Origin of the sequence: uncultured Nostoc sp., assembly GCF_964247315.1 — a bacterium.
Taxonomy (GTDB): domain Bacteria; phylum Cyanobacteriota; class Cyanobacteriia; order Cyanobacteriales; family Nostocaceae; genus Nostoc.
Window position 1 is genome coordinate 1 of record NZ_CAXTTT010000183.1, and the last position, 10,623, is coordinate 10,623.

General features: G+C 42.6%; 9 protein-coding genes and 1 pseudogene. 5 read left to right on the forward strand and 5 right to left on the reverse strand.

Annotated elements, in window-relative coordinates; genetic code table 11:
• The first annotated feature begins 52 nt into the window (after nt 1-52).
• The 5 genes from ruvB (at nt 53) to ACFE93_RS32380 (ending at nt 6,302) form a co-directional block, all read left to right on the forward strand.
• Nucleotides 53-1,153, forward strand: coding sequence for a Holliday junction branch migration DNA helicase RuvB (gene ruvB / locus ACFE93_RS32360; protein WP_375479858.1), 1,101 nt, complete (start codon nt 53-55; stop codon nt 1,151-1,153).
• Between the two features lie 278 nt (nt 1,154-1,431).
• The gene (locus ACFE93_RS32365) at nt 1,432-2,235 is read left to right on the forward strand and encodes a tetratricopeptide repeat protein (protein ID WP_375479860.1); all 804 of its coding nucleotides are present in this window, start codon (nt 1,432-1,434) and stop codon (nt 2,233-2,235) included.
• Nucleotides 2,236-2,325: 90 nt separating this feature from the next.
• Entirely contained in the window at nt 2,326-3,612 is a 1,287-nt protein-coding gene (locus ACFE93_RS32370) for a glycosyltransferase (RefSeq protein WP_375479872.1), read from the forward strand.
• 42 nt (nt 3,613-3,654) lie between these two features.
• The gene (locus ACFE93_RS32375) at nt 3,655-4,974 is read left to right on the forward strand and encodes a condensation domain-containing protein (RefSeq protein ID WP_375479862.1); all 1,320 of its coding nucleotides are present in this window, start codon (nt 3,655-3,657) and stop codon (nt 4,972-4,974) included.
• A 50-nt stretch (nt 4,975-5,024) separates the two neighbouring features.
• The gene (locus tag ACFE93_RS32380) at nt 5,025-6,302 is read left to right on the forward strand and encodes a glycosyltransferase (RefSeq protein WP_375479864.1); all 1,278 of its coding nucleotides are present in this window, start codon (nt 5,025-5,027) and stop codon (nt 6,300-6,302) included.
• Here ACFE93_RS32380 and ACFE93_RS32385 read toward each other — a convergent pair.
• The 5 genes and pseudogenes from ACFE93_RS32385 to ACFE93_RS32405 all read right to left on the reverse strand — a co-directional run bounded on the left by ACFE93_RS32385 (nt 6,294) and on the right by ACFE93_RS32405 (nt 10,269).
• Complete coding sequence (locus tag ACFE93_RS32385; RefSeq protein WP_375479866.1) at nt 6,294-7,688, reverse strand: cytochrome P450; 1,395 nt, start codon at nt 7,686-7,688, stop codon at nt 6,294-6,296. The genes ACFE93_RS32380 and ACFE93_RS32385 overlap by 9 nt on opposite strands.
• Nucleotides 7,689-7,762: 74 nt before the next feature.
• Entirely contained in the window at nt 7,763-8,578 is an 816-nt protein-coding gene (locus ACFE93_RS32390) for a TIGR01548 family HAD-type hydrolase (protein WP_375479868.1), read from the reverse strand.
• 35 nt (nt 8,579-8,613) lie between these two features.
• Complete coding sequence (locus ACFE93_RS32395) at nt 8,614-8,787, reverse strand: hypothetical protein (RefSeq protein ID WP_375479874.1); 174 nt, start codon at nt 8,785-8,787, stop codon at nt 8,614-8,616.
• A 479-nt stretch (nt 8,788-9,266) separates the two neighbouring features.
• Nucleotides 9,267-9,626, reverse strand: a pseudogene (locus ACFE93_RS32400) (efflux RND transporter permease subunit).
• A gap of 70 nt (nt 9,627-9,696) precedes the next feature.
• A complete protein-coding gene (locus tag ACFE93_RS32405; protein ID WP_375479870.1) occupies nt 9,697-10,269 on the reverse strand; it encodes a DUF3611 family protein in 573 nt (190 codons plus the stop codon).
• Nucleotides 10,270-10,623 lie beyond the last annotated feature (354 nt).

Consider the following 10,623-nt stretch of genomic DNA (forward strand, 5'->3'; position numbering starts at 1 on the left):
TCCCCAATCTACAATCCCCAGTCCCCAGTCCCTTTACTTAGATAGCTGAATTATGGCGATAATCTCCTCGAAAAAACAGCCTCCAGAACCCAACGGAGAACCAAAGCAGCGTCGAGAGTCGGCGAAAGCACCATCCACGGAAAATATTTTGCAGCCTGAAGCTGCTATTGATGAACAAGAACAGCAAGAAGAAGGTATTCGACCACACCGATTTGCTGATTACATTGGGCAAAAAGATTTAAAGGATGTACTAGATATTGCCATCAAAGCAGCAAAGTCTCGTGGTGAGGTGCTGGATCACTTGCTGCTATATGGGCCGCCGGGATTGGGCAAAACCACAATGGCAATGATTTTAGCATCGGAAATGGGGGTAAATTATAAAATTACTAGTGCGCCAGCCTTAGAACGTCCACGAGATATTGTTGGGTTACTAGTAAATCTCAAGCCAGGGGATATCTTATTTGTGGATGAAATTCATCGCCTCTCGCGGATGACGGAGGAAATTCTCTATCCAGCAATGGAAGATTATCGCTTAGATATTACTATTGGTAAGGGTTCCAGCGCTCGGATCAGAAGTTTGCCTCTGTCAAAGTTTACCTTAGTGGGAGCTACAACGCGTGTCGGTGCTTTAACTTCACCACTGCGCGATCGCTTTGGTTTGATTCAAAAACTGCGATTTTACGAAGTTGACGAACTGACTAAAATTGTACTGCGAACCGCTCAATTACTCAAAACCCCCGTTACAGAAGATGGAGCCACAGAAATTGCCCGTCGTTCACGCGGAACACCACGTATTGCCAATAGGTTACTGAAGCGGGTGCGTGATTATGCGGAAGTAAAAATATCTGGTGATATTAATGAAAACATTGCATCCGAGGCATTGCAACTATTCCAAGTAGATCCTTGCGGTTTAGATTGGACAGACCGCCAAATGTTGAGTGTAATAATTGAACAATTTAACGGCGGGCCAGTGGGGTTAGAAACAATGGCAGCCGCGACGGGTGAAGATACTCAAACAATTGAAGAGGTGTACGAACCTTACCTGATGCAGATTGGGTATTTAACTCGGACTCATCGCGGTAGGATGGCGACAAAGGCAGCATATAAGCATTTGGGATTCACGCCGCCTAATGAACAGTTGTCATTATTGTAATTATGGGTATTGGGCATTGGGCATGGGGCATTGATTACTCGTTAATGAGTCTTTGAACTCCATTAATGAGTCTTTGAACTCCATTAATGAGTCTTTGAACTCCATTAATGAGCCTTTGAACTCCATTAATGAGCCTTTGAACTCCATTAATGAGCCTTTGAACTCCATTAATGAGTCTTTGAACTCCATTAATGAGCCTTTGAACTCCTTTAATGAGTCCCATGCTCAATTACAAATGACAAATGACAAATGACAAATGACAAATTAGGTAAACCTAGATGATTAAGTTGATTGGTATTTTTCTCAGTTTTTTAATTGTGTTTGGCTGGGCTACTCCAGTCATGGCACAATCTCAACAGCCCATTACTCAAGAACAGTTAAAACAAGGCGATGAGTGGGCAAATCAAGCGTTTATAGCGACGAATCAAGGTGACTTTGCGACGGCTGAAACTTACTGGACAAAGATTATTGAGCAATTTCCCACGAATGCGGGGGCGTGGAGTAATCGGGGAAATTCGCGGGTGAGCCAGAATAAGTTACAAGAGGCGTTGGCAGATTATAACAAAGCCATAGAATTAGCGCCGAATGTCACCGATCCTTACTTGAATCGGGGCGCGGCGTTGGAAGGAATGGGAAAATGGGATGAGGCGATCGCAGATTACAATCGCGTTCTAGAACTCGATCCTAACGATGCGATGGCGTATAACAATCGCGGTAATGCCACAGCAGGTTTGGGAAAATGGGATGAGGCGATCGCAGACTACAAAAAATCTAATGAGATAGCCCCAAATTTTGCCTTCGCCCGTGCTAACTACGCCCTCGCTCTTTATGAAACAGGTCAAAAAGAGCAAGCAATCCGGGAAATGCGAAATATTGTCCGTAAATATCCTAAGTTTGCTGATATGCGTGCCGCTCTGACAGCTGCCTACTGGGTAAATGGAGAACAAGGTGAAGCCGAAAGTAACTGGGTAGCAGCTTATGGACTTGATAGCCGTTATAAGGACATCAACTGGGTAACAAATATCCGTCGTTGGCCACCCAGTATGGTATCAGCTTTAGATAAATTTTTGAAACTCCAGTAGGCACTTCCAACTCAACAAAAATTTCTTTTCTTTGCTTCTATGTACCTGTTTTCTGATATAGATAATTGTAAACAACCAGAAGCAGCAACTATGACTCATTTTGGGCTGATTTGTCCGGCAGCAACTGGTCATCTCAACACTATGCTTCCCTTAGGAAAAGAACTGCAAAATCGGGGTCATCAAGTTACCCTATTCGGCTTTTCCGATGCTGAATCGAAGACACTGGCGGCAGGATTAGAATTTAGAGCAATTGGCGAATCTGAGTTTCCCCGTGGGGTGAGGACAGAATCCTTGGCTAAGTTGGGGGAAATGAGTGGGCTTGCTGCATTCCAATATACCGTTAATCTGCTCAAGGAAGGGGCAAATGTTATGCTCAGGGATGCACCACCAGCAATTAAAGAAGCTGGTGTAGATGCACTTTTAGTAGATCAGGTGATGCCAGAGGGCGGAACTGTTGCAGACTTTTTAAGACTTCCCTTTATTACCATTTGCAGTGCTGTGGTACTTAATCGAGAAGAGAGTCTTCCGCCATTTCTGACAAACTGGAGGTATAGTACTGCTTGGTGGGCACAACTGCGTAACAGAGTGGGTTATAAGTTGTTGGATCGCATCGCCAAACCAATTAGAGAGGTAATAGCTGACTATCGCCGAGAGTGGAAGTTACCCCCACACTTCAGTGCTAATGAAGGCTATTCCCGACTAGCTCAAATCAGTCAACAGCCCGCCCAATTGGAATTCCCCAGGCAGTATTTGCCCCAGTGGTTTCATTTTACAGGCCCTTATCATAGTCCAACTGGCCGGGAAATTCCTGATTTTCCTGATGAAAAATTGACCGGACAACCATTGATTTACGCTTCAATGGGGACTGTACAAAATCGCCTATTGGGAATTTTCAAATCTATTGCAGAAGCCTGTGATGATTTGGATGCCCAACTAGTGATTTCGTTAGGTGGTTCTGCGACTCCAGAATCTCTGGGAAGTTTGCCCGGAAATCCCCTGATTGTTGGTTATGCACCCCAACTGGAATTGCTGAAAAAAGCGACTCTCACCATTACCCATGCAGGTATGAATACTACTTTGGAATCCTTAAATAATGGGGTACCAATGGTTGCCATTCCCGTTGCTAACGATCAACCTGGAATAGCAGCGCGTGTAGCTTGGGCTGGTGCTGGTGAGGCTGTACCTCTGAGTCGTGTGAATGTTCCTAAACTGCGAACTGCTATCCAGAAGGTGTTGACGGAAGATTCTTATAAACAGAATGCAATCAGGTTACAAAAGGCGATTCAACGAGCTGGTGGTGTGAGCAGAGCCATTGATATTGTGGAACAGGCTGCATCTACGGGCAAGCCTGTATTGGTTTCGCAATACACGGCATGACAAACTCCTGAAAAAATTAACTGATTTCCATAATATTTATTTATGAACTTTCCCACAAGAAAACTTGGTTTAATCGAGAACCTGTTTGATATTGTTCATGATGTAGGCGGTATGATCGATGTTAATGTTGTTCGCATAGAAGGGTTAATAAAACCCGCAATTTTGCAACAGGCTCTCGATTGTCTACAAAAGCTTCATCCTCTGCTTCAATCTCACATTGTTAATTTAGAAGATGGTGTTTATTTTGAATGGGAAGGTACAACAAAAATACCCTTACATGTCATAGATAAGCAAGATGACAATCAATGGTTGCAAGTTGCACAAGAGGAGTTACACCAAAAATTTCCTAAAGATACCAGTCCTCTTTGTCGAGTAACTTTATTACGCTCTTTAATAAGTAATGGTATTAATGAAATCATTGTGACATTTCATCACGCAATAACTGATGGAACATCATGTATGTTGTTTGTAGATCAGTTATTGTTCTATTACCAGCAAATGACTGCTGGGGAGGATATACCAAAAATAGCGACAATGCAACTATTGCCGCCGCTAGAGAAGTTGCTTGATAGTAGTCTCGTCAGTAAAAATAATATTGCTGAAAAACAACATAACGAGGTAATATCTACACCCGAGTTTATTATTGAAGAAGAAGCATCTCCCAACGATCGCCATACCTGTCTTATGACTCGAATTCTTAGTCAAGACATGACTTTGAGACTAAGCGATCGCTGCAAACAAGAGAAAACTACTGTGCATGGTGCTTTAGCTGCTGCCATGTTATTATCAGTAGCAAAAATTGCTTTTACTGATCTAGCAATCAGTTTATCCTGTGGTTCAAACGTAAATTTACGAAAATATTGTAAGCCTGAAGTAGCCACTGACAATATAGGTTGCTTCATATCAATAGTAGAAGAAATTCATACATTAGAAAAAAATACTACATTTTGGAATTTGGCTCGGGAATGTAAATCAAAAATTAGTCATGCTATTAACATAGGAAACCCACTTGCTCGGATTTTAAGTGATGATCTGAAATATGTTAATCGAGATATTATTCTCCAAATTTCAAATCATCATCTTGGACGAAAAAATACAATTGAGATATCAAATCGGGGAAAATTCAACTTAGCAGATAACTATGGAGAATTAAAACTGAAAGAGTTATATTTCGCCACAGGACAGCATGTGATTGGTGGTTCTTTTTGGTTAGGTGTAGTAACTATCCATGACCAGTTATTTTGCACTTTTGCCCATGTAGTTCCTCTGGTAAGTTCTAAGACAGGAGAGTTATTAGCAGATTCTGTTATAGCTAATATGCAAAAAGCATGTATGTCGGAAACTTTCACATTGGAAATGTAACTTGAAGTAGCAAGCCAAAAGTATTAATCAGCAGCCTCAAAGGTAAAAATATGCGAATTACAATATTAGCAGTTGGCAGTCGGGGATGTGTGCAACCTTACATCGCGCTAGGGCTAGGTTTACAACGTGCTGGTCACGATGTACAAATAGCTACTCACGCTATCTTTCAAGAATTTGTTAGCAGCTATGGGTTAGAGTTTTTCCAAATGGGAGACAATCCCCAAGAATTACTTAAGCAATTGGTTGAACGGTTGGGGGCAAAAAAACATCTCAATCTGACACCTCTCTCAATCAAATTAGAATTCTGGCGGGTCTTTGCCTCTAGCCTTAAACGTCTCATGGCTGATTCCTGGGAGTGTAGCCAAGGAGCCGAAGCAATCATCTATTCGGAACTGGCGCTACCAGGCTGTCATCTCGCCGAAAAACTTAACGTGCCAGGGTATGCAGTCTATACTCAGCCCCTCCGTCGTACCCATGCTTTTCGTCATCCACAATCCAATTTTCAGTTACACAGCACCTTCAATTGGCTAACACATGTCTTTGAAGAACAATTCCGCTGGCAGTTGACTCGTAAGAAGATCAACCAGTGGCGACAAGAAACTCTGAACTTACCCCCGATTCCGATTACTGGCCTCTATCATCGGCAGCAAAAGCAGCAGATGCCGGCTCTCTATTGCTATAGTCCTACAGTAATCCCGAAACCATCGGATTGGTCAAACTGGACGTATGTTACTGGCTACTGTTTCCTGAATCACTCTGCTGACTGGCAACCCCCAAAAGATTTAGTAGATTTCTTGGAGTCTGGCTCTTTGCCAATATACATTGGGTTTGGTAGTATGCACAGTCGTAATCCAAAAGCTTTAACGGAGTTAGTTTTGGCAGCTCTAGCAAAGAGTGGACAACGCGGAATATTGGCGACAGGATGGGGAGCTTTGAGTCAAGTTGATTTACCAAATAATGTCTTAAAGATTGACTCAATTCCTCATGATTGGCTATTTCCTAAAGTTGCGGCAGTAGTTCATCATGGAGGATCGGGTACAACTTCAGCTGGTTTGAGGGCAGGTGTCCCCTCTATAATCATACCTTTTGGAGCCGACCAGCCGTTTTGGGGGGAGCGGGTAGCACAGTTAGGTGTAGGGCCAGCACCCATTCCGCAACCAGAACTAACAGCAGAGAGGTTAGCGGCTGCAATTCATACTGCTACTAACAATGAGGCGATGAAGATTTGTGCTGCTACCTTGGGAGAACAAATTCGTTCAGAAGATGGAGTAGCGAGTGCAATCGAAATTATTCATCGCTACCTGCCCTGTCAATTCGTTTTAAGCTGAACTAGAGCTAGTTTCCAGAACTACCTGATTTTGCTGCCGTATCCCAGTCACCACCATCTGCACACCACCTGCTGGGCTAAGTAGGAAACCCTTACGCACTGGTTGCACTGGTTTGCTATCAGCCAGTTCCATTTGCCAGCAAGACAGCACTGTTGCCAAAACCACCTTCATCTCAAACAGCGCAAACGCCATCCCAATACAGCGACGGTTCCCGCCACCAAAGGGCAAATACTCAGAAGAGGTAAACTGCCGTTCCAGAAAACGCTCTGGCTTAAATTGCTTTGGCTGGGGATATAAATCTTCCCGATGATGGGTCAGATAAATGCAAGCAATCACCAAAGTACCAGGATTAAACTGATAATCCATGATTCCTAAGGGGGATTTTACCAAACGATTTAATGCCAACATTACCACTGGATACAGGCGCAGGGTTTCTGAACAAACAGCACTCAAATAGGGCAAGCGCAAAATAGCATTTAGATCAGGATTTTCACCCAGGCTATTTAGTTCTTGCAGTAGTTTTTCACGCACCTGTGGCAAATGATGAATCCAGTACAAAGCCCATGCTAAGGAAGTCGCCGTAGTTTCGTGACCCGCCGCTAAGAGGGTAATTAACTCATCGCGTAACTCTACATCAGTCATCAACTGCCCCTGTTCATCACGAGCTGCCATCATCAAAGATAGGATATCAGTCCGAGATGGGTCAGGTTGCTGTTTGCGATCGCGAATCTCAGAATATATAAGTTCATCCACTTGCTCTCGTAAACGCAGAAATTTTCCCCAAGGACTCCAAGAACCTAAATCTCGTTGCAGTGATGGGAAAATAAGCATCATTGCCGTAATAAAAGGTTGCTGTGGATTCAGGATTTCCAGCAGCACTTCCTTGAGTTTGTCATAACGTGGCCCATCTGCTAGACCAAATACAGCTTTCAAAATTACCTGTAAGGAGATTTCTTGCATAGATGGCAGAACTGAAAAGGATTCCCCAACTTGCCATTGACTAATTACTTGCTTGGTAATCTCACAGGTTAACTGACCATAAGCCAGCATTCTTTCTCCATGAAAAGGGGGTGTCAACAACTTTCGTTGGCGTTGGTGAGGCTTACCTTCTAGAGCTATTAGTGATTGCCGTCCTAATAAAGGCGATTTAATACCTGCTTGTTCACCAGAGTCCAACTGTTTTGGATCTGTGGTAAAAATCTGTTGAATTGCTTGGGGATTACTAATGAACACTTGGGGAGTAAAAACAGGGCCAATCCGAAGAGTGAAGATATCACCATAACGTTTCGCACAGGCTTCCATGTATTCTAAAGGATTAGTAAGCCACTGATAGGTCTGTACCCAAGGATGAGTTTTAGGGCCGTTAGGCAGTTTAAGTGCAGACATTTTTATTAATCTCCCAATGATTAAAGCAAGATTCTTATCAGCCAGTCATCCATGCACCTCTAGCTTGATTAATCTTAGACCATAGATTGGGCAGATGAACTTCTCAATTCTTGAATCTGCCTTGGGGTTAATTCTTGCACATTACGCAAAACTACTGCTGCTCCTGCTGCTCTTAGTGTCTCACTGTATGCATCACTACGGGCTGCTGTCTCCTGTACATGAGGTGGTAATACTCCTACACCAATCCAAGGGCGAGAAGAATCTAGACTTCGTGCTTTCTCGACGGTATACATATCTGCTACCGTATCTCCCACATACACTACAGCTAATTTTTGCTCAATTCCATTTTCTAATTCACGAACTGTAGCAAAAAGTCCAGTGGGGTCAGGTTTACCTGGCGCATCTTCCATCGCAATCAACACTGGAGATTCTAAGCCCAGACGCTTTTCCAAAATGTAGTTAGCTGAACCACGAGTCGCGCCGCTAAAAAATCCCCAAGCAATTCCAGCTTGGGTAAGTTGTTCTAAATAGCTAGGTTGTAATAATAAGGGTTCATTACAGATATACCCAGTAAAATTATTTGGGTCTGGGCCGCGGTAACGCGATTGAAAAAAAGCAACGATCGCACTGTAATCTAGTTGCAGTTGTTCGCGGCTCTGTTCTTGAGTTTCAAAGTAGCGGTAAATTAATTCCTGCGATGCTTCCCAATCGTTATTCCACACACCTTCAGACTTGAGTTGGTCAATATCTTGTGGAGTTGGACGATATGCTTGGGTAGTGAAATATTCTACGGTATCTGCGATCGCTCGGCGATAAGAACCGCTAACATCGCGCACAACGCCATCAATATCGAAAACAACGATCGCTTTTGGTGAAGTTGGTTGAGTCATGGGTACGGAGGAAAAGAGTTTTATTTTTATCTTGCCTATGTATTCATCCTTTCATAAATAGCAGAAGATATCGGAGAATATTGTGTTAAATAGTTGAAAATCCAAAATCTAGTAAAAGAATCAATCATCACAGGTACTGTTGCAATGAAAGTATGGATAAACGTTTTGTTTTCTGGTAGCCCAAAAATGTCTAATTTTTCTAAGGAGATTTGATTAACTTAATTATTGAGTTTAGAAAAGTTAGGATTGAGGCGTGAGAAATTCCCAGATTTCATATAGCATTTCTAAATCATTTTTGAAAATTATATATCTCTTTCTTCTTTCTTCCCTTTGCGTTCTTCTCTAACGAGACGCTTCGCGAAGGTATTCTTGGCGGTTCGTTTCTTATCTATATTTTTCACGACTCCTGCAAGGATTGCTATAGTTGTATAAAAAAGACTTATACCCATTCTGTATGAAGGTGCGCTAAACCATATTTAAGTAGAAGGAAGAAAACGAACCGCATACTTCTACAAAGAAGCAAGCTACGCCCAGCGTCTTGTTATAGAAAGACGCAAAGAAAGAAGTTAAAAGGGTTTAGTGCAGCCTCATAAAGAAATGGTATTGGAAGTGAAGCTTGAGAGCGATCGCATTACAACCAATTCAATAAACAAGGGCTGCTCTCAAACAGTTAAGCAGGGGCATATCCCTAAGACTTTACGACTGTTCCATGACCTTTTCCATTAAAAGAGGCTAAATCGACAGATGGAGTAGGTTCAAGCGATTGGGGTGGTTTAGGAGGTCTATTTTTAGTGGCAAATTCTGTAAGATTTTTGACCACCACATAAAGTACAGGCACTAAGAGTAGGCTCAAAATCGTAGAAATCAATAAGCCACCAAAAACAGCCGTACCGAGCGATAAACGGCTGGTTCAACCTGCCCCAGATGCCAGCACCAAAGGAAAAAATCCAACTAGTGAAGCGATCGTGGTCATTAAAATCGGGCGGAGTCGCTGTTGGACAGCATGGAGTGCGGCTTGGGCTTTCTCAGGGCTTTTGAAATTGAACAAAGTATTCAGTTAAAAATATACAAGGAATTTTTTTTAAGTGTATCGTTTTACTGACTTTTTGCTTTGCTGACTATTGCTCTAACCAGTTAAGCAGTCCAAGTGAAGTAGCGCTTCCGACAAAGTGAGCGCCAATCAGATTGACATTGGCCAAAACCACTAAAATATCTAGAGACCGAATGACATTTTCAGGTCTATAGACTGCTATTGTTTGAGGCAGAGCTAGCGTTTTCGCTAATACAGCAATAACAGTCACTTCAGATGCTAAAAAAGCTAACAATAGCCCTATAAAACTGATTATTAACCCAATTTGTAATACTTGAATTACGTCCTGTTTACTTGGATGTAATTCCCGATTAGGCAACTGTAAAAGTTTGTCTAAACGCCTATAGCGTTTCATCCAGTAGAGTCGGAAACACAGCACTAAAATTCCAATAATTCCCAAAAATACTCCAAAACCCATAACCGAATTCGTTGTTGTTTGGGCAGTGACGTTACGGCTAAATATAGCCAGTAACAAAGTCAAGATAGAAACAGTGCCTAATGCTAACTGTACCCAAAAGCTAATTGGTCTTACTACACCGAAAGTGGCTGCAAATTTTCGTTTAGTTGGTACAGGTAAGTATGAATTTAGGTCATTTGTCATCTTTGTTCTCCTGAAACTAACATACGTGATTAAGCTTTGCGTGTATTCTCGCTCAGGAGGCCGCCGATGAGTTGCGCTTCCGGAGCGTCCGCTCTGGTACGCTCAATGTCGCTGGGCTGACCGATGAGCGCGAGGATTTCCGACACACCGAAGAAATTCGCAACACCAGCAACCTTGCTGCTCACTCCCTTCTAAAAGCCGATTTCATTTCAACTTCGAGTTCTGGCACGTCGCCACTTACGCCAAGCATTAAGACCAATTAATAATATTAAAATATCCAGATAAATCTTGAACAAGTATCTATAGCGGTTCCTGATTGAGTGCAATACAGTATGGGATAATGGAGTATATTAA

Bases quoted from the DNA above. Each gene is read 5' to 3' on its own strand.
- ACFE93_RS32390 (WP_375479868.1), bottom strand. From the start codon at position 8,578: ATGACTCAACCAACTTCACCAAAAGCGATCGTTGTTTTCGATATTGAT.
- ACFE93_RS32380 (WP_375479864.1), top strand. From the start codon at position 5,025: ATGCGAATTACAATATTAGCAGTTGGCAGTCGGGGATGTGTGCAACCT.
- ACFE93_RS32385 (WP_375479866.1), bottom strand. From the start codon at position 7,688: ATGTCTGCACTTAAACTGCCTAACGGCCCTAAAACTCATCCTTGGGTA.
- ruvB (WP_375479858.1), top strand. From the start codon at position 53: ATGGCGATAATCTCCTCGAAAAAACAGCCTCCAGAACCCAACGGAGAA.
- ACFE93_RS32365 (WP_375479860.1), top strand. From the start codon at position 1,432: ATGATTAAGTTGATTGGTATTTTTCTCAGTTTTTTAATTGTGTTTGGC.
- ACFE93_RS32375 (WP_375479862.1), top strand. From the start codon at position 3,655: ATGAACTTTCCCACAAGAAAACTTGGTTTAATCGAGAACCTGTTTGAT.
- ACFE93_RS32370 (WP_375479872.1), top strand. From the start codon at position 2,326: ATGACTCATTTTGGGCTGATTTGTCCGGCAGCAACTGGTCATCTCAAC.
- ACFE93_RS32405 (WP_375479870.1), bottom strand. From the start codon at position 10,269: ATGACAAATGACCTAAATTCATACTTACCTGTACCAACTAAACGAAAA.